This is a genomic window from Agromyces sp. G08B096, from assembly GCF_040267705.1.
GTDB lineage: Bacteria > Actinomycetota > Actinomycetes > Actinomycetales > Microbacteriaceae > Agromyces.
In genome coordinates this window covers 1,222,606-1,248,045 of the sequence record NZ_CP158374.1, presented here as the reverse complement: position 1 = coordinate 1,248,045, position 25,440 = coordinate 1,222,606, and the positions used below count along the sequence as shown (strand labels likewise).

The 25,440-nt window shown below is 71.3% G+C and carries 22 protein-coding genes; 6 read left to right on the top strand and 16 right to left on the bottom strand.

Going from position 1 to position 25,440, the window contains the following annotated elements:
- Positions 1-34 precede the first annotated feature (34 nt).
- Entirely contained in the window at positions 35-424 is a 390-nt protein-coding gene (locus ABIQ69_RS06160; RefSeq protein ID WP_350349497.1) for a sec-independent translocase, read from the bottom strand.
- An 89-nt stretch (positions 425-513) separates the two neighbouring features.
- Between ABIQ69_RS06160 and ABIQ69_RS06155 the strand changes: the two genes are divergently transcribed.
- Positions 514-1,146, top strand: a complete 633-nt coding sequence (locus ABIQ69_RS06155; protein WP_350349496.1) for an O-methyltransferase — start codon at positions 514-516, stop codon at positions 1,144-1,146.
- A gap of 160 nt (positions 1,147-1,306) precedes the next feature.
- Here ABIQ69_RS06155 and ABIQ69_RS06150 read toward each other — a convergent pair whose 3' ends face one another.
- From ABIQ69_RS06150 to dapE, 3 genes are all read right to left on the bottom strand, one after another.
- Positions 1,307-1,480: a DUF3117 domain-containing protein gene (locus ABIQ69_RS06150; RefSeq protein WP_067875042.1), complete on the bottom strand. Its 174-nt coding sequence runs from the start codon at positions 1,478-1,480 to the stop codon at positions 1,307-1,309.
- Between the two features lie 93 nt (positions 1,481-1,573).
- Positions 1,574-2,860 carry a hypothetical protein gene (locus ABIQ69_RS06145; protein WP_350349495.1) on the bottom strand — a complete coding sequence of 429 codons (1,287 nt, stop codon included), beginning with the start codon at positions 2,858-2,860 and terminating at the stop codon, positions 1,574-1,576.
- Positions 2,835-3,929 carry a succinyl-diaminopimelate desuccinylase gene (gene dapE, locus ABIQ69_RS06140; RefSeq protein WP_350349494.1) on the bottom strand — a complete coding sequence of 365 codons (1,095 nt, stop codon included), beginning with the start codon at positions 3,927-3,929 and terminating at the stop codon, positions 2,835-2,837. Before dapE ends, ABIQ69_RS06145 begins: the two co-directional genes overlap by 26 nt.
- A gap of 56 nt (positions 3,930-3,985) precedes the next feature.
- Between dapE and dapD the strand changes: the two genes are divergently transcribed.
- On the top strand, positions 3,986-4,945 hold the full coding sequence (gene dapD, locus ABIQ69_RS06135) for a 2,3,4,5-tetrahydropyridine-2,6-dicarboxylate N-succinyltransferase (protein ID WP_350349493.1): 960 nt from the start codon (positions 3,986-3,988) through the stop codon (positions 4,943-4,945).
- A 92-nt stretch (positions 4,946-5,037) separates the two neighbouring features.
- Positions 5,038-7,620, top strand: coding sequence for a penicillin acylase family protein (locus ABIQ69_RS06130; protein WP_350349492.1), 2,583 nt, complete (start codon positions 5,038-5,040; stop codon positions 7,618-7,620).
- Positions 7,621-7,723: 103 nt separating this feature from the next.
- Here the strand turns inward: ABIQ69_RS06130 and ABIQ69_RS06125 are convergent, their stop codons facing one another.
- The 4 genes from ABIQ69_RS06125 to ABIQ69_RS06110 all read right to left on the bottom strand — a co-directional run bounded on the left by ABIQ69_RS06125 (position 7,724) and on the right by ABIQ69_RS06110 (position 11,136).
- Positions 7,724-8,983 (bottom strand): citrate synthase, encoded by a 1,260-nt coding sequence (locus tag ABIQ69_RS06125; RefSeq protein ID WP_350349969.1) that lies wholly within the window; start codon positions 8,981-8,983, stop codon positions 7,724-7,726.
- Between the two features lie 254 nt (positions 8,984-9,237).
- Positions 9,238-10,350, bottom strand: a complete 1,113-nt coding sequence (gene dapC / locus ABIQ69_RS06120; RefSeq protein ID WP_350349491.1) for a succinyldiaminopimelate transaminase — start codon at positions 10,348-10,350, stop codon at positions 9,238-9,240.
- Complete coding sequence (gene fdxA, locus ABIQ69_RS06115) at positions 10,350-10,670, bottom strand: ferredoxin (protein ID WP_350349490.1); 321 nt, start codon at positions 10,668-10,670, stop codon at positions 10,350-10,352. The genes dapC and fdxA overlap by 1 nt, the downstream gene beginning before the upstream one ends.
- A 40-nt stretch (positions 10,671-10,710) precedes the next feature.
- Positions 10,711-11,136 carry a hypothetical protein gene (locus ABIQ69_RS06110; RefSeq protein ID WP_350349489.1) on the bottom strand — a complete coding sequence of 142 codons (426 nt, stop codon included), beginning with the start codon at positions 11,134-11,136 and terminating at the stop codon, positions 10,711-10,713.
- A gap of 110 nt (positions 11,137-11,246) precedes the next feature.
- On the opposite strand from ABIQ69_RS06110, the gene ABIQ69_RS06105 reads away from it, so the two are divergent.
- Positions 11,247-12,080: an enoyl-CoA hydratase-related protein gene (locus ABIQ69_RS06105; RefSeq protein WP_350349488.1), complete on the top strand. Its 834-nt coding sequence runs from the start codon at positions 11,247-11,249 to the stop codon at positions 12,078-12,080.
- Between the two features lie 69 nt (positions 12,081-12,149).
- On the opposite strand, the gene ABIQ69_RS06100 is transcribed toward ABIQ69_RS06105, so the two are convergent.
- The 6 genes from ABIQ69_RS06100 to ABIQ69_RS06075 form a co-directional block, all read right to left on the bottom strand.
- The gene (locus tag ABIQ69_RS06100) at positions 12,150-13,031 is read right to left on the bottom strand and encodes a peptidoglycan DD-metalloendopeptidase family protein (protein WP_350349487.1); all 882 of its coding nucleotides are present in this window, start codon (positions 13,029-13,031) and stop codon (positions 12,150-12,152) included.
- A 236-nt stretch (positions 13,032-13,267) separates the two neighbouring features.
- Positions 13,268-15,172 carry a translational GTPase TypA gene (gene typA, locus ABIQ69_RS06095; protein WP_350349486.1) on the bottom strand — a complete coding sequence of 635 codons (1,905 nt, stop codon included), beginning with the start codon at positions 15,170-15,172 and terminating at the stop codon, positions 13,268-13,270.
- 207 nt (positions 15,173-15,379) lie between these two features.
- Complete coding sequence (locus ABIQ69_RS06090; RefSeq protein WP_350349485.1) at positions 15,380-17,143, bottom strand: ABC transporter ATP-binding protein; 1,764 nt, start codon at positions 17,141-17,143, stop codon at positions 15,380-15,382.
- Positions 17,140-18,093: an ABC transporter permease gene (locus ABIQ69_RS06085; protein WP_350349484.1), complete on the bottom strand. Its 954-nt coding sequence runs from the start codon at positions 18,091-18,093 to the stop codon at positions 17,140-17,142. The genes ABIQ69_RS06090 and ABIQ69_RS06085 overlap by 4 nt, the downstream gene beginning before the upstream one ends.
- On the bottom strand, positions 18,083-19,012 hold the full coding sequence (locus ABIQ69_RS06080; protein WP_350349483.1) for an ABC transporter permease: 930 nt from the start codon (positions 19,010-19,012) through the stop codon (positions 18,083-18,085). The genes ABIQ69_RS06085 and ABIQ69_RS06080 overlap by 11 nt, the downstream gene beginning before the upstream one ends.
- Positions 19,013-19,194: 182 nt before the next feature.
- Positions 19,195-20,814 (bottom strand): ABC transporter substrate-binding protein, encoded by a 1,620-nt coding sequence (locus ABIQ69_RS06075; protein ID WP_350349482.1) that lies wholly within the window; start codon positions 20,812-20,814, stop codon positions 19,195-19,197.
- 207 nt (positions 20,815-21,021) lie between these two features.
- Between ABIQ69_RS06075 and ABIQ69_RS06070 the strand changes: the two genes are divergently transcribed.
- The gene (locus ABIQ69_RS06070; RefSeq protein ID WP_350349481.1) at positions 21,022-21,786 is read left to right on the top strand and encodes a CPBP family intramembrane glutamic endopeptidase; all 765 of its coding nucleotides are present in this window, start codon (positions 21,022-21,024) and stop codon (positions 21,784-21,786) included.
- Here the strand turns inward: ABIQ69_RS06070 and ABIQ69_RS06065 are convergent.
- Positions 21,725-22,213 (bottom strand): hypothetical protein, encoded by a 489-nt coding sequence (locus tag ABIQ69_RS06065; protein WP_350349480.1) that lies wholly within the window; start codon positions 22,211-22,213, stop codon positions 21,725-21,727. The genes ABIQ69_RS06070 and ABIQ69_RS06065 overlap by 62 nt on opposite strands.
- Before the next feature lie 98 nt (positions 22,214-22,311).
- Between ABIQ69_RS06065 and ABIQ69_RS06060 the strand changes: the two genes are divergently transcribed.
- A complete protein-coding gene (locus ABIQ69_RS06060; protein ID WP_350349479.1) occupies positions 22,312-22,503 on the top strand; it encodes a hypothetical protein in 192 nt (63 codons plus the stop codon).
- A gap of 42 nt (positions 22,504-22,545) precedes the next feature.
- Here ABIQ69_RS06060 and gcvP read toward each other — a convergent pair whose 3' ends face one another.
- Positions 22,546-25,437, bottom strand: coding sequence for an aminomethyl-transferring glycine dehydrogenase (gene gcvP / locus ABIQ69_RS06055; RefSeq protein WP_350349478.1), 2,892 nt, complete (start codon positions 25,435-25,437; stop codon positions 22,546-22,548).
- Positions 25,438-25,440 lie beyond the last annotated feature (3 nt).

Here is a 25,440-nt window from a genome sequence, read left to right as displayed (position 1 = left end):
GCCGGCCCGCCGGAGTCCGGAAGACGGACGCCGGTCAGGTCGCCTCCGAGTCGTACGGTGCCATCTCGCCGGCGCCGAGCGCCTCCCGCTTGCGCTTGCGCTGCAGGTAGGCGGAGTTCTCGTTCACCGACGCTCTCGCGACGACGGGCCGCTCGGGCTCGGCGAACGGGTCGACGTCGGAGAGCGCCTCGCGGATGATCCGACGCGGGTCGTACTGGCGGGGGTCCAGCTTCTTCCAGTCGACGTCGTCGAACTCGGGGCCCATCTCGTCGCGCATCCGGTCTTTGGCGCCGTTGGCGAGATCTCGCAGGGAGCGCACCAGCTGCCCGAGCTTCGCCGCGTAGTGCGGCAGGCGTTCGGGGCCGAGGAGGAAGACGGCGATCACCCCGATGATGAGGAGCTTCTCGAACGTCAGACCGAACACCCCTCCAGGATAGAGGGCGGCGAGGCGTCCGCAGCGACGGGGTTCGCGCCCCTATCCTTGGGGGTTGAGTCACTGCAGGGAGCCGCAACGTGTCCGAACACGACCTGAACTGGAAGTACGTCGACGAGTCGGTCGTCGAGCACGACATCATCGCCCGCGCGCGCCAGCAGTCCCTCGAGCTCGGCGTCGAGCCCGTCTCGCCCGCGGTGGGGGCGCAGCTCGCCGTCATCGCGGCCGCGTCCCGGGCAGAGTCGATCATCGAGGTCGGCACCGGCATCGGCGTCTCGGGGCTGTGGCTGCTGCAGGCGGCGCCCACGGCACTGCTGACGTCGATCGACACGGAGACCGAGTACCAGCAGCACGCCCGGCAGCATTTCGCGGACGCTGGCATCGCGCCCGCGCGGGTCCGCCTCATCACGGGCCGGGCGAGCGAGGTGCTCCCGCGGATGAACGAGGCGAGCTACGACCTCGTCTTCCTCGACGCGGACGCCCCGAACGTCATCGAGTACGTGGAGCACGGCCTGCGGCTCGCGAAGGCGAAGGGCAGCGTCATCGTCGCGCGCGCGCTCTGGAAGGGCCGGGTCGCGGATCCGGCGAAGCGCGACGAGACCGCGACGGCGTTCCGCACGCTCATCGGCGAGCTCGCGGGCTCGTCGGCGGTGGTCACGTCGATCTCGCCGGCGGGCGACGGACTGCTGCAGATCGTGAAGCTCGGCGCCTAGCGCGCGGCCGCACGCGCTGACCGGCCCCGCCGCGCAGACGGCAGGTCGGTCCGTGACGGAGCTCGGCGCGTCCGCACCCACCGCGATCCGCTGAGCGTCCGGGCCGCCCGGCCGCCGGTCTGCACCGGCGGGCCGGGCGGCCCGGACACCGAACCCCGCGTCAGGCGGGGTTCACGACGCCGCCGAGGACGTCGTAGAGCTCCTTGGCCTCAGCGTCGTTCACCGAGACGACGAGTCGCCCCCCACCCTCGAGCGGTACGCGCACGATGATGAGTCGCCCCTCCTTCACAGCCTCCATAGGCCCGTCTCCGGTGCGTGGCTTCATGGCCGCCATTGAGCTACCCCTTTCGTGGCTGAGTCTCCATTATCCCCCGCGAACGCGAAGGCTGGGAAATCGCTGCGCGCGTTGTGGAGAGCGCTCGCCGGTTCAGGGCGGCGACCAGTCGCGGCCGACGATGGCCCAGCAGAGCCACAGCCAGCCGAACTGGAGCGCGAGCGAGACCGCGACGATCGACCAGCGGTACCACCTGGCTCGCGGCGCGGCGAGCGCCCCGACGAGCGGGAACATCGGGGCGAGGAGTCGGAACGTGCTCGACTGCGGGAAGAACACGGCGAGCAGGTACAGCCCGTAGCTCGCGAGCCACAGCCGGATGTCGACGCCGAGGCGCCGGACCGCCGGCAGGAAGAGCATGACGGCGAATCCGAGCACCAGCACGATCACCGCGGCGACGCCCCACCAGGTCGGCAGCCCGACGAATCCGGTCCACCACACCGCCGCCTGGAACCAGGCGGTGAACGGGACGAGCTCGCCGTACCCGATGTACGCGGCGCGCCACGCCAGCTCGGTGTCGAAGTACGCGGCCGCATCACCCGTCGCGACCCAGGCGATCGCGGGCCACGCCAGTCCGGCGATGCCGGCGAACGCGGCCACGAGGGCGACGGTCACCCGCTCGCGGACCGGGAACGGCTCGGTCTCGCGCCGAGCGAACCGCACGATCCAATGCAGTCCGAGCGTGAGCGCGAAGGCGAGGGTCCCGGGCCGCGTGAACGCCCAGAGCGCGATGACCGGGACGAGCCATCCGTATCGACGGTCGACGAGCAGCAGCAGGGCGAGGGCGAGCCAGAGGAAGGCGAGGGACTCGGCGTACCCGAGCTGCAGAATCGGCGCGACCGGCGCGATGGAGAAGAGCACGACGGCGAAGAGGGCCCGGTCGGGCTCGAGGAAGCGGCTCATCAGCCGGTGGAGCACGAGCGCCGCACCGAGCCCGGCGGCGAGCGAGACGAGCACGGATGCCACGTCCCACGGCACCCCGACGAGGGTGACGAGCCGGACCACGGCCGAGTAGACGGGCAGGAACGCCCAGGCGTTCTCCGCGACGTGGCCGGCGTCGTCGAGCGGGAGCTCGCTCGGATAGCCGGCGTGCGCGATGAGGGCGTACCACCTGGCATCCCAGAGATTCGAGTACGCGAACAGCCCCGGGGACGCACCCGTCCACGCGTTCGGGCCCTGCGCTGCCGCGAGGACGAGCAGGAACAGGGTCGTGACCGCCCGGGCCGACGCGTACACGACGACGACCCGTCCCCACCACGGCAGCAGGCGCCAGCGCACCCGAGGCGACCAGCGGTGCACGCGGAACGGGTCGGGCTCTCGCGTCGTCACCGCGCCCGTGCCCGCCTCGGGGCGCCCCTCAGACGGCGTCGGTGAGCCAGGCACGCAGCGCTCGCTCGCAGGAGAGGATCTGGTCGGTCGCGACGCGCTCGTCGTCGGCGTGCGCCTTGAGCGGGTCGCCGGGGCCGAAGTTCACGGCGGGGATGCCCATGGCGCTGAACCGCGCGACATCCGTCCAGCCGTACTTCGGGTGCGCGGGACCGCCCACCGCCTCGACGAAGCGCTGCGCGAACGGCGCGTCGAGACCCGGCCGGGCCCCCTCGGCCTCGTCGACGACGGTGAGCTCGTACTCGGGGAACAGATCGCGGATGTGCTCGATCGCCTCGGCCACCGAACGGTTCGGCGCGAACCGGTAGTTGACGTGCAGCATCGCCTCGTCGGGGATGACGTTGCCGGCGATGCCGCCCGTGATGCCCACGGCGTTCAGGCCCTCGCGGTAGGCGAGGCCGTCGACCTCGACGGTCGCGGGCTCGTACGTCGCGAGCCGTTCGAGCGCGGGCGCCAGCTTGTGGATGGCGTTCTCCCCGACCCAGCTGCGCGCCGAGTGCGAGCGCACGCCATACGCGCGCAGCTCGACGCGGAGGTTGCCGTTGCACCCGCCTTCCACCCGCGAGTTCGACGGTTCGCCGAGGATCGCGAAGTCGCCGGCGAACAGGTCGGGCCGGTGCCTGGCCAGCCGGCCCAGCCCGTTGAGCTCGGCCGAGACCTCCTCGTGGTCGTACCACATCCAGGTGATGTCGTACGCGGGGGCTGCGAGCTCGACCGCGAGCTTCAGCTGCACCGCGACGCCCGCCTTCATGTCGACGGTGCCGCGGCCCCAGAGGTGGCGTTCGCCGTCGATCGTCTGGAACCGGGTCGGCAGGTTCCGGTTGATCGGCACCGTGTCGAGGTGCCCCGCGATGACGACCCGGCGCTCGCGCCCGAGGTTCGTACGGGCGACGACGGTGTCGCCGTCGCGGATGACCTCGAGGTGCGGGGCATCCGCCAGCGCGGCGACGATCGCGTCGGCGAGCGCCGCCTCGTCTCCGGACACGCTGGGGAGGTCGCAGATCGCCTGCGTGATGGCGACGGAGTCGGCGGTGAGGTCGAGCGCGGGCGCAGTCGGTTCGGCCATGACGTCAGTCTACGGATGCCGCGTCACGGGCTTCGCGGCCTCGTTACGCTGGTCGCATGCCCGCGAACGCCACCGCCTCCGCCCCTGCTCGCCCCGCCTGGGGCCACGGTCTCGCGACGATCGCCTCAGACGGCACGGTCCTCGACACCTGGTACCCGGCGCCCGCGCTCGGGGCGAAGCCCGACGACCACGCGCCGGACGCCGCGCTCGTCGCAGCGGCGGGGGCCGACGAGCGACGCGCGGTGACGATCGAGGTCGTCACCGTCGAGATCGACCTCGACACGCCTCCCGCGTCGACGTCCGACGCGTACCTGCGACTCCACCTCCTCTCGCACCTGCTGGCCCGGCCCAACACCGTGAACCTCGACGGGGTCTTCGCGCACCTGCCGAACGTCGCCTGGACGAACGCCGGGCCGGTGCTGCCCGCCGACCTCGAGCGGCTCCGTCCCGCGCTGCAGCGCGCCGGCATCCACGTCACCGGGCTCGACAAGTTCCCGCGCCTGCTCGACTACGTCACCCCCGAGCGGGTGCGCATCGCCGACGCCTCGCGGGTGCGGCTCGGCGCTCACCTCGCGCCGGGCACGACCGTCATGCACGAGGGATTCGTGAACTTCAACGCCGGGACCCTCGGCGCCTCGATGGTCGAGGGCCGCATCTCGCAGGGCGTCGTCGTGGGCGACGGGTCGGACATCGGCGGCGGGGCATCCATCATGGGCACGCTCTCGGGCGGGGGCACGCAGCGGGTCGCCATCGGCGAGCGCGCGCTGCTCGGCGCGAACTCGGGCATCGGCATCTCGATCGGGGACGACTCGATCGTCGAGGCCGGGCTGTACGTCACCGCCGGCACGAAGGTCTCCCTCCTCGGGGGCGCGGGCGGAACGCCGCGGATCGTCAAGGCCGTCGAGCTGTCGGGCGTACCTAATCTGCTCTTCCGGCGCAACTCGCTCACCGGTCAGGTGGAGGTGCTCGAGCGCTCCGGAGCGGGCGTCGCGCTGAACGCCGCGCTGCACGCCTGAGGCCGCCGTTCCGGGGCGGTCCGGGTCGGGTACAGTGATTCCCTCAGGCCGCCGGGTGGCGGCCGTCGCCATGCGACGCACGAAGGAGTGACGTGGGCACTGACGAGCCTCGGACCGGCCGGCGCCGGTGGGTGTCGTTCCTCGTCGGGCTGCTGATCACGGTGCTCGTGATCGCGGCCGCCGGGGCCGGACTCGGGTGGTGGGTCGTCCAGCGCTCATTCCCCACGACCGACGGCGGGATGGAGGTGCCGGGGCTCAGGGAGCCCGTCACGGTGACGCGCGACGACGCCGGCATCCCGCGCATCGTGGCGGCGAACGACCACGACCTCTTCCTCGCGCAGGGGTACGTGCACGCGCAGGACCGCTTCTGGGAGATGGACTTCCGGCGGCATGTGACCGCGGGCCGGCTCGCCGAGCTGTTCGGGCAGTCGCAGGTGGCCACCGACGCGTTCATCCGCACCCTCGACTGGCGGGGGGTCGCGGAGCAGGAGTACGCGCTGCTCGACGAGGCCACGCGCGGCTACTACGACGCCTACGCCGAGGGAGTGAACGCCTATCTCGACGAGCGGCAGGGCGTCGACCTCTCGCTCGAGTACGGCGTGCTCGCGCTGCAGAACCCCGGGTATCGGCCCGAGCCGTGGGGCGCGGTCGACTCGATCGCGTGGCTGAAGGCCATGGCCTGGGACCTCCGGTCGAACCTCGAGGACGAGATCGACCGTGCGCTGCTGGCCACCGAGTTGCCGCCGGAGGAGGTCGAGCGGCTCCACCCCCGCTTCGCGTACGGCGAGATGCCGACGATCCTCGAGGGCGATCCTGCGCCCGCGCCGGCCGACGAAGCGGACGGCGACAGCGCGGATGCCGCGGCAGGCGATGCGGGCGCGGATGCCGCGGCCGCCGGCGTCTCCTCCGGCTACGCCGGCGCAGTGGCCGCGCTCCGCGCGACCCTCGACGGCCTGCCGGCCCTCATCGGCCCCGCCGGCAACGAGATCGGCTCGAACTCGTGGGTCGTCTCGGGGGCGCTCACCGACACCGGCATGCCGCTGCTCGCCAACGACCCGCACCTCGGCGCGGCGATGCCGTCCGTCTGGACGCAGCAGGCCATCGGCTGCGCCGAGCTCGACGAGGACTGCAGCTTCGACGTGGCCGGCTACACCTTCGCCGGCCTGCCGGGCGTCATCATCGGGCACAACCAGCGCATCGCCTGGGGCTTCACGAACCTCGGTCCCGACGTGGCGGACCTCTTCCTCGAGAAGGTCCAGGGCGACGAGTACGAGCTCGACGGTGCCCTGCGGCCGCTGACGCTCCGCGAGGAGACCATCGAGGTCGCAGGCGGCGAGCCGGAGACGATCACGGTCCGCTCCACCGCCCGCGGCCCCATCGTCACCGACCTCGGCGGCGATTTCGCGCGCATCGGCGACGAGTACCCGGCCGCCGCCGGCGTCGGCGAGGGCGGGCTCGAGCTCTCCCTGCAGTGGACGGCGCTCACCCCCGGCACCACCCCCGCCGCGATCTTCACCCTCGATCGCGCCCAGACGTGGGAGGAGTTCCGTCTCGCCGCGTCGCAGTTCGACGTGCCCGCGCAGAACCTCGTCTACGCCGACGTCGACGGCAACATCGGCTACCAGGCGCCCGGCGAGATCCCGATTCGTCTCTCGGGCGACGGCACCGTCCCCCTGCCCGGCTGGACGAGCGGCAACGGCTGGGCCGGGACCATCCCGTTCGATCAACTGCCGAGCGTGTTCAACCCCGAGCGCGGCTACCTCGTGACCGCGAACAACGCGGTCTCGTCCGCGTCGGGCCCGATGCTCACGCAGGACTGGGACCTCGGCTACCGGGCGCAGGCCATCGAACGACGCATCCAGGGCCTCCTGGCCGACGGCGAGCCGATCACCGCCGACGACCTCGCCGACATCCAGCTCGACACGGCCGATGCCAACGCGGCCGCCTTCCTGCCGGTGATCGCCGAGCTCGACCTCGACGGCGATGCGGCGAAGGGCCAGGCGCTGCTCGCCGACTGGGACGCGCGCGCCGACGTCGACAGCGCCGAGGCCGCCTACTTCGCCGTCTTCTGGCGCACCCTGCTCGACCGGATGTTCCGCGGGCTCCCCGAGGGCACCCACCCTGCCGGCGGCGACCGCTGGTTCGCCGTCGTCGGCGGTCTCCTCGACGAGCCCGACGCCGCGTGGTGGAGCGACGCCGACACCGGGGCATCCGGACGCGACGCGGTGATCGCCGCTGCCCTCGATGCGGCCTGGCAGGAGGCGAGCCGGCGGATGGGCGGCGACGCCGAGCGCTGGCGGTGGGGGCGCCTGCACACGCTCACGCTGACGAACCAGAGCTTCGGCGAGTCGGGCATCGCCCCGATCGAGTGGCTCTTCAACCGCGGTCCGTACGAGGTCGGCGGCGGCTCGGCGATCGCGAACGCCATCGGCTGGGACGCGTCGGAGGGCTACGACGTGCACTGGGTGCCCTCGATGCGCATGATCGTCGACCTCGCCGACTTCGACCGCTCCCGCTGGGTGAACCTCACGGGCGCGTCCGGCCATGCGTTCCACCCGCACTACGCCGACCAGGCGCCCAGCTGGCAGCGCGGGGAACTGCTCGACTGGCCCTTCAGCGCGGAGGCGGTCGAGCGCGCCGCGCGCGCGACCCTGACCCTGCAGCCCGCGCAGTGACACCGCGGAGGCCGCCGCTCGCCGCCCTTCGCCGTTCGCGACCGGCGACACACGAAGGGCCGCACCGTGGTGGTGCGGCCCTTCGGCGATCGGATGCCTCGCGCTACGCGCCCGGGTAGCGGCGCTCCGCCTCGCCCGTGTACAGCTGCTGCGGGCGGCCGATCTTCGTCTGCGGGTCGAGGTTCATCTCGCGCCAGTGCGCGATCCAGCCGGGGAGCCGGCCGATGGCGAACAGCACGGTGAACATGCGCGTGGGGAAGCCCATGGCCTTGTAGATGACGCCGGTGTAGAAGTCGACGTTCGGGTAGAGCCGCCGCTCCTTGAAGTAGTCGTCCTCCAGGGCGAACTGCTCGAGCTCCTTCGCGATGTCGAGCAGCGGGTCATTCACGCCGAGGCCCTCGAGCACGGCGTCGGCCGACTGCTTGACGATCTTCGCGCGCGGGTCGTAGTTCTTGTAGACCCGGTGCCCGAAGCCCATGAGCTTCACGCCGTCTTCCTTGCGCTTGACGCGCTCGACGAACTTCGCGACACCCTCGCCCGAGTCCTGGATACGGGCGAGCATCTGCAGCACGGCCTCGTTCGCTCCGCCGTGCAGCGGGCCCGAGAGCGCCTGGATGCCGGCCGAGATGGACGCGTAGAGGTTCGCGCCGGTCGAGCCGACGAGACGCACGGTCGAGGTCGAGGCGTTCTGCTCGTGGTCTTCGTGGAGGATGAGCAGCCGGTCGAGCGCCCGCGCGAGCGTCGGCTCGATCGTGTACGGCTCGGCGAGGTTGCCGAAGTTCAGCCGCAGGAAGTTCTCGACGAACGACAGCGAGTTGTCGGGGTAGAGGAACGCCTGGCCGATGCTCTTCTTGTGCGCGTAGGCGGCGATCACGGGGAGCTTGGCCAGCAGGCGCACGGTGGTGAGCTCGACGTGATCGGGGTCGTGCGGGTCGGAGGAGTCCTCGTAGTACGTCGACAGCGCCGAGACCGCGCTCGAGAGCACGGCCATGGGGTGCGCGGTGTGCGGAAGCGCGGAGAAGAACCGCTTGAGGTCTTCGTGCAGCAGCGTGTGCCGGCGGATCTTCTCGTCGAACTCGGCGAGCTGGTCGGCCGTGGGCAGCTCGCCGTAGATGAGCAGCCAGGCGACCTCGAGGTAGGTGGAGTGCTCGGCGAGCTGCTCGATGGGGTAGCCGCGGTAGCGGAGGATGCCCTGCTCGCCGTCGATGTAGGTGATCGCGGAGCGCGTGGACGCGGTGTTCACGAAGCCGTAGTCGAGGCCGGTGAACCCGGTCTGCCGGGTCAGCGTCGACAGGTCGAGGCTCGAGTTGCCCTCGACGGCCGTCCGGATCGGGAACTCCGCGGTGCCGCCGGGGAAGTTCAGCGTCGCGGTGAGGGGGCTCTGCCCTCCCGCGGGGTTCTCGACGTCGCTCACGGCGCCTCCTGTGATCGTCACTTGCGCGGTCACCTTCTCCTGCCGGGCGCCCGGGCGGCGCCATCGGCCCACTACAGCCTAGACGCGCCCGCGGCACACTGTGGCATCCGCCAAGGCAACCGGGCGTCCGTTGCCTGTTCGCACAGTCGGCCGGATGCGCCGGCCGGCCTGCGTCCGGTTGTCGCCGGGCCGTGCCGCGGAGATCACCGCGCCGACGTGCCCAGCCTGGCGGCGGCGGATGCCACGCGCTCGTCGGTCGCCGTGAGCGAGAGCCGGACGTGCTGGGGAAAGTGCACCCCGTAGAAGTGGCCGGGGCCCGCGAGGATGCCGAGATCGGCGAGCCGACCGATCGAGTCCCACGCGTCGCGCCCCTCGGTCGCCCACAGGTAGAGCCCGGCCTCGCTCCGGTCGATGCGGAACCCGGCCGCCTCGAGCGCCGGCTTCAGCAGGTCGCGACGGACTCGGTACCGGTCCTTCTGCGCTGCGACATGCTCGTCGTCGCCGAGGGCGACGGTCATCGCCGCCTGCAGCGGCGCCGGCAGCATGAGCCCGGCGTGCTTGCGCGCCGTCGTGAGCCGCTCGATCGAGGCGGGGCATCCGGCGATGAACGCGGCGCGGTACCCCGCCATGTTCGACTGCTTCGAGAGCGAATAGATGGCGAGCGTGCGCTCGAGGTCGCCGCCCGTGACCCGCGGGTCGAGCAGGCTCGGAACGGCGCCCGTCGCCCACTCCCCCTCCCAGCCGAGCTCGGCGTAGCACTCGTCGCCCACGATCCACGCGCCGAGCTCGCGCGCGCGGGCGCGGGCTGCTCGCAGCTCGTCGAGACCGAGCACGCGGCCGTCGGGGTTCCCGGGACTGTTCAGCCAGATCAGCCGCGTCGCCGCAGGCCACTCGGCAGGATCGTCGGACGCGAACGCCGTCGCCCCCGCGAACACCGCGCCCATCTCGTACGTCGGGTATGCCGCCCGAGGGTGGACGACCACGTCGCCGGCGCCGAGTCCGAGCAGGAACGGCAGCAGCGCCACGAGCTCCTTCGAGCCGATGGTCGGCAGCACGGATGCCTCGTCGAGCCCCGTCACGCCGCGACGCCGCGCGAACCAGTCGACGATCGCCCGGCGGAGCGCCGGCGTGCCGGCCGTCGCCGGGTAGGCGTGCGCATCCGTCGCGTCGGCGAGGGCCGAGCGGATCAGCTCGGGCGTCGGGTCGACGGGTGAACCGATCGACAGATCGATCAGCCCGTCGGGATGTGCCTCAGCACGGGCCCGGTACGGGCCCATCGAATCCCACGGGTAGTCGGGCAGCGGCCCGAGCCCCATCAGTGCCCCTGGGGCGGGAGGGCGGCGATGATCGGGTGGTCCTTGGGGATGACGCCCACCTTGGCCGCGCCGCCGGGGGAACCGATCTCGTCGAAGAACTCGACGTTGGCCTTGTAGTAGTCGGCCCACTCGTCGGGCAGGTCGTCTTCGTAGTAGATGGCCTCGACGGGGCACACGGGCTCGCACGCGCCGCAGTCGACGCACTCGTCGGGGTGGATGTAGAGCGAGCGCTCGCCCTCGTAGATGCAGTCGACGGGACACTCGTCGATGCACGCGCGGTCTTTGACGTCGACACACGGGAGGGCGATGACGTAGGTCACGGTGGGCGCTGTCCCTTCGAAGCGGCTGACAGGATCCAGTCTATGCCGCGGCCGGGTCGCCGGATGCCGCGTGCGTCGTCGTGCGACGAAGCGTCGACATCGTCGGCCACGCGACGACGAGCACCCCGATCACCGCGGGAGCGACGGCCCAGACCGTGCCCTCGATCGTGGCTGGGATGAGGATGGTGCCGCCGAGCCCCGGCAGGGAGAGGAGCGCGACCACGCCGATCACGCCGACGCCCGCCGCGGCGGCGGCGAGCCGCCCGGGCAGGAGGAGGCGGAGGCCGACGAGCAGAGCCGCGACGCCGATCAGCGCGGCCGCGATGCCCCATGGGATCACCAGCTCGCCGACGCGGAGCTGATGCCGATGGCCGATGGTGCCCACCGCGCCGTAGAGGGCGCCGACGAGGAACGCCACGATGCCCACGACGAACGGATTGCGGCCGCTGGAGCGCAGATCGGACATCCCGCGAGTCTAGTCGGGCGATCGCGGCCCGCCGTGAGCCGGCGGCGCGCATGGCGTACCGTGAACGGGGGCCGCACGCCCGGCGGCCGACCGACCGGAGAGGATCGACGATGACCGACCAGTCCCCCGCCCGCCCCGCGGACGAGCAGCCGTCGCCCGCCGTCCGCGTGGAGCGCGACGGCCGCATCGCGACCGTCGTGATCGACCGGCCGAAGAGCCTGAACGCCCTCTCCCCCGAGGTGCTCGACGAGCTGGCCCGGGTCTTCGCCGAGCTCTCGGACGAGCCCGGCGACCTCGCGGGCGTCATCCTCGCGGGTGAAGGCGGCCGGGCGTTCGTCGCCGGCGCCGACATCCGCGCCATGACCGGGCTCACACCCGAGCAGGGCACCGAGACGGCCGAGCGCGGCCACGCCGTCGCCGCCGCCGTCGAGGCGCTGCCCGTGCCCGTCATCGCCGCCGTCGACGGGTTCGCGCTGGGCGGCGGGCTCGAGCTCGCGCTCGCGTGCGACCTCATCTATGCGACGGATGCCTCGCGCTTCGGCCAGCCGGAGGTCAAACTCGGCCTCATCCCGGGCTTCGGCGGCACCGTGCGCCTGCCCCGAGCCGTCGGCGCCGCCCGCGCGAAGGAGCTGATCTACACGGGTCGTCAGATCGGCACGGACGAGGCGGTCGCCATCGGCCTGGTCGCGAAGCGGTTCGCCGACCGCGACGCGCTCCTCGCCGGCGCCCGGGAGACGCTCGACCTCGTCGCCGCGAACTCCGCCTCCGCGGTCGCGCTCGCGAAGCGCGTGCTCGTGTCTGCGGCGGGCACGCCGACGGCGACCGCCACCGAACTCGAGATCGCGGGCTTCCGCGACGCATTCGGCACGGCCGATCAGCGCGAGGGCGTCGCCGCGTTCCTCGAGAAGCGGGAACCGCGGTTCACCGACTCCGCCACCGGCTGAGCGGGCTCGGCCGGATCGGCCGGCTCACCCGGCTCGGCCGGCTCACCCGGCTCGGCCGGCTCAGCCGGCTCAGCCGAGGCGAGCGTGCAGCCAGGCCATCCCGTCGAAGCGCACGCCGTCGGCGCCGAACATCTCGAGGTGCAGGTGCGGCCCGGTCGACTGGCCGGTCGAGCCGACGAGTCCGAGCTGCTGCCCCGCGGTGACCTGCTGACCCACGGTGACCGCGAGCGAGCCGTACTGCATGTGGGCGTACGAGCTCGTGATGAGTTCGCCGTCGATGTTGTGCTGCACCTCGACGTTGACGCCGAGCCCGCCGCCGTTCTCGGTGGCGAGCACCACGACGCCGTCGGCGATCGACATGACGGGGGTGCCGGCGCCAGGCGTGAAGTCGACGCCGTCGTGGTTCGTCGAGCAGCCCGCACATGGCGCTTCGCGCGGGCCGAAGCCCGAGCTCGTGCGCGACGGGTCGACGACGGGCCAGACGATCGCATCCGACTTGACGAGCGAGACGGTGCCGAGGCTGGCGACGCTCGACTGGATGGGCGGCGGGGCCGCCTCGACGGCGTACGCCTCCGGCGCGAGCGCGACGGGCCCGGCGTCGGCCGCGGGCTCGAGCTGCTGCGGGGCGGCGACGATCTCGTCGGCCACGACCGGTTCGTAGACGTTGTTGACGGGAGCCTCCGCCGTCGCGGTGATGGCCAGGGCGGGCACGCTCGTCACGAAGAGCAGGCCACCGGCGAAGGTCATCGCGAGCGCGGCGAGGCCGTCGCGCGGGGTGAAGCGGCGGGCGACGGCCGGGCGGGCGACGGGCCGGGATCGACCGGACGGCGCTGCTCGGCGGCCGCCCGTCGAGCGCCGGGCCGAGTCGGAGGCCGGTGCGGGGGTCGGGGTGCGGAGGGTGAGGGCGCGGGGGCGCGCGGCCGCGCGGCGGCCGTGGGGGCTGGTGCTCATATGGGGGGAAGCGCGGGGGTCGGGGGCGTCGGTACCGCGATCTGGGGGACGCGAATGATCACGAACCGGTAACGGACCCCGCCACGGTACGCATCGACCCTGAGAAGAACCTGCCCGCTGCATGGGCATCCCATCCATGCGAACGTACCGAACGGCGTTCGGAGCCGCCGGACGCACGGAAGCCCCGCGCCGTCCGGCACGGGGCATCCGTCACGTCGTCGATAGCGCGCCGGCGTTCAGCCCTGCTTCTTCAGGCGCGACGCGGCACGCGCGCGCGCCGTGGCGTCGAGCTCGACCTTGCGGATGCGCACCTTCTCGGGGGTGACCTCGACGCACTCGTCCTCGCGGGCGAACTCGAGGCACTCCTCGAGCGTCAGCTGGCGCGACGGCGTCATCGACTCGAAGGTGTCGGCCGTCGACGAACGCATGTTCGTCAGCTTCTTCTCCTTCGTGATGTTCACGTCCATGTCGTCGGCGCGGGAGTTCTCGCCGATGACCATGCCCTCGTAGACCTCCTCGGTCGGGTTCACGAAGAAGGTCATGCGCTCCTGGAGGGCGATGATCGCGAACGGCGTGACGACGCCGGCGCGGTCGGCGACGATCGAGCCGTTGCTGCGCGTCGTGATCGCGCCCGCCCACTCGTCGTAGCCGTGCGAGATCGCGTTGGCGATGCCCGTGCCGCGCGTGATCGTGAGGAACTCCGTGCGGAAGCCGATGAGTCCGCGGCTCGGCACGATGAACTCCATGCGCACCCAGCCGGTGCCGTGGTTCGACATGCCGTCCATGCGGCCCTTGCGCGCCGCGAGCAGCTGCGTGATCGCACCGAGGTACTCCTCGGGCGCGTCGATCGTGAGGTGCTCGTAGGGCTCGTGCACCTTGCCGTCGACGGTCTTCGTGACCACCTGCGGCTTGCCCACGGTCAACTCGTAGCCCTCGCGGCGCATCTGCTCGACGAGGATCGCGAGCGCGAGCTCACCGCGGCCCTGCACCTCCCACGCGTCGGGGCGGCCGATGTCGAGGACCTTGAGCGACACGTTGCCGACCAGCTCGCGGTCGAGGCGGTCCTTCACCATGCGCGCCGTGAGCTTGTGGCCCTTCACCTTGCCGACGAGGGGCGACGTGTTCGTGCCGATGGTCATCGAGATCGCGGGGTCATCGACGTGGATCGCGGGCAGCGGGCGCACGTCCTCGGGGTCGGCGAGCGTCTCGCCGATCGTGATCTCCTCGATGCCCGCGACGGCGATGATGTCGCCGGGTCCCGCCTCCTCGGCGGGGTGGCGCTCGAGCGCCTTCGTCTTCAGCAGCTCGGTGATGCGGACGTTGGAGTGCGAGCCGTCGTGGCGCACCCAGGCGACCGTCTGGCCCTTCTTGATGCGGCCGTTGAAGACGCGCAGCAGCGCGAGGCGGCCGAGGAACGGCGACGCGTCGAGGTTCGTCACCCACGCCTGCAGCGGCGCCTCGTCGTCGTACGTCGGGGCGGGGATGTGCTGCAGGATCGCCTCGAACAGCGGCTCGAGGTCTTCGCTGTCGGGGAGCTGGCCGTTCTCGGGCTTCGTGGTCGAGGCACGGCCGGCCTTGCCGGAGGCGTAGACGACGGGCACGTCGAGGATGGCGTCGAGGTCGAGGTCGGGCACGTCGTCGGCGAGGTCGGAAGCGAGGCCGAGCAGGAGGTCCTGGCTCTCGGCGACGACCTCGTCGATGCGCGCGTCGGGGCGGTCGGTCTTGTTGACCAGGAGGATCACGGGCAGCCGCGCCTCGAGCGCCTTCCGGAGCACGAACCGGGTCTGCGGCAGCGGGCCCTCGCTCGCGTCGACGAGCAGGACCACGCCGTCGACCATCGACAGGCCGCGCTCGACCTCGCCGCCGAAGTCGGCGTGGCCGGGCGTGTCGATCACGTTGATCGTCACGGGGCCGGATGCCGCGTGCGCCCCGTTGTACTCCACCGCGGTGTTCTTCGCGAGGATTGTGATGCCCTTCTCGCGCTCCAGCTCATTGGAGTCCATGGCGCGCTCGTCGACGTGGGCGTGATCGGCGAACGAGTGGGTCTGCTTCAGCATGGCGTCGACCAGGGTCGTCTTGCCGTGGTCGACGTGGGCGACGATCGCGACGTTGCGCAGGTCGTTGCGGGTGGCCTTGGCCATGGGTGGTGTCCTCGCGGTGGGGCATCCGTCGGCGGCGGGCCGGGAGCCGGCTCGCCGGGGCCGCGCGGGTGCGCTGGATGGGAGTCTGTGGGAGCGCGGAAGCCGACGATGACGGTGCGCGCCCGTCCAGCCTAGCGCGCGTTGCCGCGAGAACGCCGAACGCCCGGTCCGGCATGGAGCCGGACCGGGCGTTCGAGACGTGCGCCGCTACGCGCCGAGCGGGATGTTCGCCCCCGGGATCGCCGCGAGCAGATCCTTGGTGTACTGCTCCTTCGGGTGGTCGAAGACCTCGTCGGTCGACGCCGCCTCGACGATGCGCCCCTTCTGCATGACGCAGACGTTGTCCGCGATGACGCGCACGACCGCGAGGTCGTGCGTGATGAAGAGGTACGTGAGCCCGAGCTCGGCCTGGAGGTCGGCGAGCAGACGCAGGATCTGCGCCTGGACGAGCACGTCGAGCGCGGAGACCGCCTCGTCGAGCACGACGATCTCGGGCTTCAGGGCGAGGGCACGCGCGATCGCGATGCGCTGCCGCTGGCCGCCCGAGAGCTCGTTCGGGTAGCGGCCGACCAGCGTGCGCGGCAGCGCGACCTGGTCGAGCAGCTCGTACACACGCTCGCGACGCGACTTGCGGTCGCCGACCTTGTGCGTGAACAGCGGCTCCGCGATCGTGTTGCCGATGTTGCGGAGCGGGTTCAGCGAGCCGTACGGGTCCTGGAAGACCGGCTGCATGCGGCTGCGGAGCTGGAACAGCTCCTGACCGGACAGCGACGCGAGGTCCTTCCCGCCGACGAGGATCTTGCCGCTCGTGACATCCTCGAGCTTCAGCAGCATCTTCGCCACGGTCGACTTGCCCGACCCCGACTCGCCCACCAGTGCGGTGGTCGTGCCGCGGGCGATCTGGAACGACACGTCGTCGACGGCCTTGAAGTCGCCCGAGCCGCGGATCTTGAAGACCTTCGTCAGATTCTCCACGACGATCGCGGGCGGCGCGGCGGCCGCGGCCTCGACGGCCTCGGCACGTGCCTCAGCGGTCGCGATGAGGTCGATCGCCTCGCCGGCGGCGTCGGACGCCTCCTCCGCGATCGCCGTCTCGGCGGCGTGGATGCTGCCCGACGCCTGGATCCGGCGCGAGGCAAGGCTCGGCGCGGCGGCGACGAGACGCTGCGTGTACGGGTGCTGCGGGTTCTGCAGGATCTCGACCGACGGACCCGACTCGACGACCTTGCCCTTGTACATCACGACGAGCTGCTCGGCACGCTCGGCCGCGAGGCCGAGATCGTGCGTGATGAACAGCAGCGTGGTGCCGAGCTCGCGGGTGAGCGACTCGAGGTGGTCGAGGATGACCCGCTGCACCGTGACGTCGAGCGCCGAGGTCGGCTCGTCGGCGATGAGCAGCTGCGGGTCGGCCGCGAGGCCCATGCCGATGAGCACGCGCTGACGCATGCCGCCCGAGAACTGGTGCGGGAACTGCCGCAGGCGCCGGTCGGCGTCCTGCAGGCCGGCCTGCTTCAGCACCTCGATGGCGCGCTGCTTCACGGCCTTGCGGCCGGAGGCGATGCCGTTGGCCTGGATGGCCTCCTCGACCTGGAAGCCGATCGACCACACCGGGTTGAGATTGGACATCGGGTCCTGCGGGACGAAGCCGATCTTGCGACCGCGGATCGACTCCATCTCCTTCTTCGACGCCTTCGTGAGGTCTTGGCCGTCGAGAAGGATCTGACCGCCGGCGATGTGGCCGGTGCCGGGCAGGAGGTTGATGATCGCGTGCGCCGTCGTCGACTTGCCGGAGCCCGACTCCCCCACGATGGCGAGGCTCTGGCCCCGGTACAGCGTGATGTTCACGCCGTCGACCGCGGTGACCTTGCCCTCCTGGGTGTTGAAGGCGACCTGCAGGTCTTTGATCTCGAGGAGCGGACGCTCCCCGTGGGTGGGCTGCTGCACGTGCTGTCCGTTCGAGATGTCGCTCATCGACGGGCCCTCGCCTTCGGGTCGAGCGCGTCGCGGACGACCTCGCCGAGCATGATGAAGCTCAGCACGGTCACCGACAGGGCGATCGAGGGGAGGATGAGCGTCTGCGGCGCCGTCCGGAGGCTGGTCTGGGCGGCGGAGATGTCATTGCCCCACGACATCGTCGACGGCGGCAGGCCGACGCCGAGGAACGACAGGGTCGCCTCCGCGACGATCGCCGACGCCAGCGAGATCGTGGTGATCACGATGACGGGCGCGATCGAGTTCGGCAGCACGTGGCGCAGCAGGATACGGAAGCGCGAGACGCCGAGCGCAGTGGCCGCCATCACGAAGTCGGAGTTCTTCACCCTCAGGATCTCGGCTCTCAGCACGCGGGCCGTCGCCGGCCACGCGAAGATGCCGATCGCGAGTGAGATCACCCACACGTTCGCGTACTGCGAGAACACCGACATGATGACCACGGCGGCGAGGATGTAGGGGATCGAGAAGAAGATGTCGCCGAGGCGCGAGAGCACCGAGTCGACCCAGCCGCCGTAGAAGCCGGCGAGCGCGCCGAAGACGATGCCGAGCACAGCGACGAGGAACGTCACGATGAGGCCCACCGACAGCGACGTCGACGTGCCGTGCACGATGCGCGAGTAGATGTCGCAGCCCTGCTTGGTGAAGCCGAGCGGATGCCCCGCCGTCGGCCCGCCGTTGGAGTTGGCGAGCTGGCAGTCGTTGTTCGGCGGGGTCTGCGTGAACAGGCCGGGGAACAGGGCGACGACCACCACGAGCAGGATGAGCGCGGCGGAGATCCAGAACATCGGGCGCTTGCGCACGTCGGCCCAGGCGTCGCGCCAGAGGTTCGACGGCTTGCCCTCGGCCTTGACGGAGTCGACGGCGACGAGCGGGGTGTCCTCGACGGCCGCGACGAAGTGCTGCTGATCGGGTCTGGTGTTACTTGGCATAGCGGATCCTCGGGTCGAGAACGGCGTACAGCAGATCCACCAGCAGGTTCACCACGAGGTAGATCAGCACCATGACGGTCACGAAGGAGACGACCGTCGGTCCCTCGCCTCGGATGATCGCCTGGTAAAGGGTGCGGCCGACGCCCGGCACGTTGAAGATGCCCTCGGTCACCGTCGCGCCGACCATGAGCACGCCGAAGTCGACGGCGAGGTAGGTGACGACCGGGATGAGCGAGTTGCGGAGGACGTGCACGGGGACGATGCGGCTGCGCGACAGGCCCTTGCTCGCGGCGGTGCGGACGAAGTCCTGGCCCTGGGTGTCGATGACCGACGCCCTCGTCAGTCGGACGATCTGGGCGAAGCTGATCGTCGCGAGGACGATCGCGGGCAGCACGAGGTCGCCGAGCGGGGCGCCACTGCCCACGGTCGTCGGGAACCATCCGAGTTGCACGCCGAAGACGAACTGGCAGACGAACGCGACGACGAAGATCGGCAGCGAGATGAGGATCAGGCTGACGACGAGCGCGCTCGCGTCGAAGATGCCGCCCTTGCGGAGGCCGGAGACGAGGCCGATCGTGATGCCGGCCACCATCTCGAAGATGACCGCCATGATCGCCAGCTGCAGCGTCACCGGGAAGGTGCGGGCGAGGATGTCGGACACGGGCTCGCCGGAGAACGAGGTGCCGAAGTCGCCCTGGAAGATGCCCCCCAGGAAGATGAAGTACTGGACGATGAACGGCTTGTCGAGGTTGTACTGCTCGCGCAGGTTGTCGATGACCGATTGGGGCGGTGTCTTGTCGCCGAACAGGGCGACGATGGGGTCACCCGGCATGGCGAAGACCATGAAGTAGATCAGGAACGTGGTGCCGAGCAGGACAGGGATCGCCTGGAGCAGTCGGCGCAGAATGTAGCCGGCCATGGATCAGGCCCCGCTTTCCGCGGAATAGGACATGTTGGAAGAAACCTCACCGTGATGCGAGTGACCACACGATGCTACGCCGAACGCGCACCGCGCGGATACGTGGGAGTGGGGCGGCAACCTACCGGCTGCCGCCCCACGGCCGTCTGAGAGTCTAACCCCAGGCGGTCTTCGATCGAGAATTACTCGCTCTTGGTGATCTCGTGGTAGAGAGGCACCGAGTTCCAGCCGAACTCGACGTTGTCGACCGCCTCGCTCCACGCGCCGTTGACCGTCGAGTACCAGAGCGGGATCGCGGGGAGGTCCTTGAAGAGGATCTCCTGCGCGGCCTGGAACTTCTCGTTGGCGGCGTCGATGTCGGTCTCGGCGAGGCCCTCCTTGAGGAGCGCGTCGACCTCGGGGTTCGAGTAGTCACCGTCGTTCGAGCCCGCGCCCGTGCCGTACAGCGGCCCGAGGAAGTTGAACAGCGCCGGGTAGTCGGCCTGCCAACCGCTGCGGAACGCGGTCTGGATGGTGCGGTTGGTGATCTCGGTGCGCGCCTCGGCGAAGGTCGGGTACGGAGCGCCCGACGCGTCGATGCCGAGGTTGTTCTTCAGCTGGTTCGACACGGCGTCGACCCAGCTCGCGTGGCCGCCGTCGGCGTTGTACGCGATCTGGAAGGTGCCGGTCCACGGGGAGATGGCGTCGGCCTGGGCCCACAGCTCCTTCGCGGCGTCGGGGTCGAAGTCGAGCACGTCGGCGCCGGGGATGTCCTCGGAGTAGCCGTCGATGACCGGCGACGTGAAGTCGTGCGCCGGGGTGCGCGTGCCGGCGAAGATCACCTCGGTGATCTCCTCGCGGTTGATCGCCTTCGAGATGGCGGCGCGGCGGAGCTGGCCCTCCTCACCCGAGAAGTGCGGGAGGCGGCCCGGGATGGTGAACGACTGGAAGATCGCGGCGGCCTGGTTGACCGAGCGGCCCTCGAACTCGTCCTCGTAGATCTCCAGCGCGCTGTCGGGGATGGCGTCGAGCACATCGAGGGCGCCCGACTGGAGGTCGGCGTAGGCCGCGTCCTGCGTGGCGTAGAAGATGATGTCGAGGCCGCCGTTCTGCGCGGTGCGGGGACCGTCGTAGTCGGGGTTCACGACGAGGTTGATCTCCTCGTTGTGCTTCCAGGCGCCCTCACCGTCGAGCATGTACGGGCCGTTGCCGACCGGGTTCTCACCGAACGCCTCGAGGTCCTCGAAGGCCGACTCGGGGAGCGGGTAGAACGCCGAGTAGCCGAGGCGGAGCGGGAAGTCCGACTCGGGCTGCTTGAGCGTGACCTCGAACGTGGTGTCGTCGACGACCACGAGGCCGGGCAGCTCGGGCACCGACTCGTCGTAGCTGAAGCCCTCGATCGACTCGAAGAAGTACTGCGACAGCTGCTCGTTGGCGGTGTCGGCGCCGTAGTTCCAGGCGTCGACGAACGAGTTCGCCGTGACGGGCTCGCCGTTCGAGAAGGTCAGGCCCTCGCGGAGCTTGATCGTGTAGTGCTGCGCGTCTTCAGTCTCGATCGACTCCGCGACGTCGTTGTGCGCGGCACCCTCGGCGTCGTAGTAGACCAGGCCGGCGAAGATGGCGTCGAGGATCTTGCCGCCGCCGACCTCGTTGGTGTTGGTCGGGACCAGCGGGTTCTGCGGCTCGGAGCCGTTCGTGGTGATGACGGCCGACGAGCTCGCACCCTCGGTGGGCTCGGTGCCGCCGCTCGTGCAGCCCGCCAGCGTCAGCGCGCCGGCGGCGGCAAGAGCAATGGCGGCGACGCCGATTCTCTTGATCTTCAATGTTCCTCCTGTGAGATGTGCGCGACGACGACACGGCTTATGGCAGTGCGCGCGCGGGTACCCCGAGACTACGAACCTGCGAGGTCCGAGTCCAAACCCAATGGCAAACCGTTACCGACGCGAAACCTGAGGCACTCGCGGGTCGGGTCGATTCCGTCGCGGCGCGCACGATTCTTGCGTGCGGCCGCTCCATGCGAGGATTCCTGCATGCAGAGGGCCGTTCGCCTGCGGATCGAGGTCGCCATCGTGCTGGCGCTGTCGCTCGGGGCATCCGCCGTGTACTCGATCGTCTCGATCGTGGCGCGCCTGACGGCCGACACGCCGCTGTCGCAGCAGTCGGCCGCGATCAATCAGTCGCGGTCGAGCCGCGAGTGGCTCGACTTCACCTACCAGTTCCTCGACGTCGTGTTCGGCCTCGCCGTCGTCGCGCTCGTGCTGTACCTGCTGTGGCGGCCGGGCGTCGACCCCTTCCGACGCATCGGGCTCGACCTCACCCGGCCGGGTCGCGATGCGGCATCCGGACTCGCGCTCGTCGCCGTCATCGGCGTCCCTGGTCTCGCGCTCTACGCGGCCGGGCGCGCGCTGGGGTTCACCGTGGCGGTCGTGCCCGCGCCGCTCGACGCGCACTGGTGGACCATCCCGATCCTCGTGCTGGCCGCGCTGAAGGCGGCGCTCACGGAGGAGGTCATCGTGGTGGGCTACCTCTTCACGCGACTGCGGGAGCTCGGCGTGGGGCCGTGGGCGACGATCCTCTCGAGCGCCGTGCTGCGGGGCACGTACCACCTCTACCAGGGCTTCGGCCCGTTCGCGGGCAACGTGGCGATGGGCATCGTCTTCGGCTGGTGCTACACGCGGTGGGGCCGCACGATGCCGCTGGTCGTCGCGCACTGGGTGCTCGACCTGGTCTCCTTCATCGGGTATCCGCTCGCGGCGATGTGGTGGCCGGCGCTGTTCGCTCCCCCGTCGGCGTGACCGCTGGTGCCGCGGGACGCGGTGCCGCCGGGCCGGCGGGCGAGCCGGCGGGCGACGGATGCCTCGTCGCGACGTGCGTCCCGCTGGCCAGCGCGACGACCGTGGCGGGCATCGGCGGCAGCGCCTCCTCGGGCGGCTCGATGCGCAGGTCGGAGTCGGTGGCGCGCACGCGCGCCATGTCGAGCGCCGATCGTCTCGTCGGGGTGCACACCGCCGCGAAGGCCTCGTCGCCGAAGATGCCGCCGCGCGAGTAGTCGCCGATCGCGCCGGCCCGGCGGAGCGCCTCGGCGGTGCCGGGATCGCGTCGTTCGAGCATCGCGGCCCGTCGGTCGAGCCCGAGCCCGTCCGAGGCGAGCAGGGTGGACCCGACGATCGCGCCCACGAAGGCGACGCTCGCGAGTACGGCGACGAGATCGACGGAGATCATTCGCGGCCCCCTAACCGAGAGATCCTCAGTGTACTCCCGGGGGCGGACTGCGTGACCGCCCGGTTCCGGCGGAGCGCAGCCGGGGCGAGCCTCGATCCATGGACCTCGCACACGCCTACGCCGCCGGCCTCCTCGCCCACCACGCGACCGAGCACCTCCTCGCCCCGGACGAGCGGGAGCTCGCCGCCGCCGAGCGGCGCGCCACCGAGCAGGCGCGCCGCCGCGCCGCCCGCGTCCTCACCGAACGCGGGCGGCACGCGACGGTCCGGATGCGCCCCGTCCGCGCCTGAACCGTCCGCGGGCCTCGGCACGGCCCGCGGCCGGCAACCGTCTTACGCGAAGGCCTCCACCGGCGGGCACGCGCAGACGAGGTTGCGGTCGCCGTACGCCTGATCGATGCGCCGCACCGGGGCCCAGTACTTGTTCCGCACGAGCGAGTGCACGGGGTAGACGGCCTGCTCGCGCGTGTACGGGTGCGTCCACTCCCCCGCGATGACCGACTCGGCCGTGTGCGGCGCGTTCCGGAGCGGGTTGTCCTCGGCCGGCCACTCGCCTCGTCCGACGGCGTCGGCCTCGGCCTTGATCGCGACCATGGCCTCGACGAACCGGTCGAGCTCGGCCAGGTCCTCCGACTCGGTGGGCTCGACCATGAGCGTGCCCGCGACGGGGAACGACATGGTCGGCGCGTGGAAGCCGTAGTCGATGAGCCGCTTCGCGACGTCGTCGACCGTCACGCCGGTCGCGGCCGTGAGCGGGCGCAGGTCGAGGATGCACTCGTGCGCGACGAGGCCGTGCTCGCCCGTGTACAGCACCGGGAAGTGCTCGCGAAGTCGCGCGGCGACGTAGTTTGCGGCGAGGACGGCGGAGGCGGTGGCCTGCCGCAGGCCCTCGGCGCCCATCATGCGCACGTACGCCCACGAGATCGGCAGGATCGAGGGGCTGCCGTAGGGCGCGGCCGACACGGGGCCGCCGCCGTGCACGACGCCGCCCGCGTGGTCCGCACGCTGCGCGAGGGGGTGACCCGGAAGATACGGCGCGAGGTGCGCCTTCGCCGCCACCGGGCCGACGCCCGGGCCGCCGCCGCCGTGCGGGATGCAGAACGTCTTGTGCAGGTTCAGGTGCGAGACGTCGCCGCCGAAGTCGCCGAATCGGGCGAAGCCGAGGAGGGCGTTCAGGTTGGCTCCGTCGACGTACACCTGGCCGCCGGCGTCGTGCACCGCCTGGCAGACGTCGCGCACGTCGTGCTCGTACACGCCGTGGGTGGACGGGTAGGTGATCATGAGCGCGGCGATACGGTCGGCGTGCTCGGCGATCTTGGCGCGGAGGTCGGCGAGGTCGACGTTGCCGAGCTCGTCGGTGGCGACCACGACGACGCGCATCCCGGCGAGCACCGCGGAGGCCGCGTTGGTGCCGTGGGCGCTCGACGGGATGAGGCACAGGTCGCGCTCGGTGTCGCCGTTCGCGAGGTGGTAGCCGCGGATCGCGAGGAGGCCCGCGAGCTCGCCCTGGCTGCCGGCGTTCGGCTGGAGCGACACGGTGTCGTACCCCGTCACCTCGGCGAGCCAGGTCTCGAGCTGCTCGATGAGGCCGAGGGAGCCGACCACGTCGGCCTCGGGCGCGAAGGGGTGCAGCTCCGCGAACGCCGGCCACGTGACCGCCTGCATCTCGGTCGCGGCGTTCAGCTTCATGGTGCACGACCCGAGCGGGATCATGCCGCGGTCGAGGGCGTAGTCGCGGTCCGCGAGCGTCTTCAGGTACCGCATCATCTGCGTTTCGGACTGGTGCGTGTTGAAGACGGGGTGGGTGAGGTACGACGACGTGCGCCGGAGCGCGGCGGGCACGGAGGCCGGCTGCTCGGCGACCTCGACGACGACCTCGGTCTCGTCGGGCAGCCCGAACGCGCGCGCGACGAGCGCGAGCTGCGCGGGGGTGGTCGTCTCATCGACGGCGACGTGCACGGTCGCCTCGTCGGTCTCCCACAGGTGCAGGCCGAGGTCGCGGGCGCGCTCGACCACCGTGCGGGCGAGGCCGGGCACATGCACCTCGAGCGTGTCGAAGTAGCCCTCGTTCGCGAGCGTCAGCCCGTACCCGGTCAGCACCCCGGCGAGTGCCCGCGCCTTCTGCGCGGTCGAGACCGCGATGTGCCGGATGCCTCGCGGCCCGTGGTACACGGCGTACATCGACGCCATGACGGCGAGGAGGACCTGGGCGGTGCAGATGTTCGAGGTCGCCTTCTCGCGGCGGATGTGCTGTTCGCGGGCCTGCAGGCTGAGCCGGTAGGCCGGGTGTCCGGCCGCGTCGACCGAGACCCCGACGAGGCGGCCCGGCAGCTGCCGCTCGAGCCCCTTGCGGACGGCCATGTATCCCGCGTGCGGACCGCCGAAGCCCATCGGCACGCCGAAGCGCTGCGAGGTGCCGACCGCGACATCGGCGCCGAGCTCGCCGGGGCTCGTGATGAGCGCGAGCGCGAGCAGGTCGGCCGCGACGACGGCGAGGGCGCCCTGCGCCTTCGAGGCCGCGATGACGGATGCCGGGTCCCAGACCCGCCCGGACGCCCCGGGGTACTGCACGAAGAGCCCGAAGTGCTCGCCGAGCGCGGCGACATCGGTGTGCTCGCCGAGCTCGGCGACGACGAGGTCGATGCCGACGGCGTCGGCGCGCGACTCGAGCAGCGCGAGGGTCTGCGGCAGCGCGTCCGCGTCGACCACGAAGCGGTTCGACGCGGACTTCGAGGCGCGCCGGGCGAGGAGCATCCCCTCGACGACGGCCGTGCCCTCGTCGAGCATCGACGCGTTCGCGATGTCGAGGCCGGTGAGGTCCTCGACCATGGTCTGGAAGTTGATGAGCGCCTCGAGCCGGCCCTGGCTGATCTCGGGCTGGTACGGCGTGTAGGCCGTGTACCAGCTCGGGTTCTCGAGCACATTCCGCTGGATCACGGCCGGCGTGATCGTGCCGGAGTAGCCGAGGCCGATCATCGACGTGCGCACCGTGTTCGCCTCGGCGAGTGCCCGCAGCTCGGCGAGCGCCTCGCGTTCGGTCGCCGCGGCCGGGATCGCGGAGTCGACGACCTCGCGCATGCGGATGGAGGTCGGCACGGCGGCATCCATCAGGGCGTCGAGCGAGTCGTAGCCGAGCGCATCGAGCATGCGCTGCTGGTCGGCCGGCGTCGTGCCGATGTGGCGGCGCCCGAAGGCGTCGAGGTCGTACGTCGAGGAGGTGCTCATCGG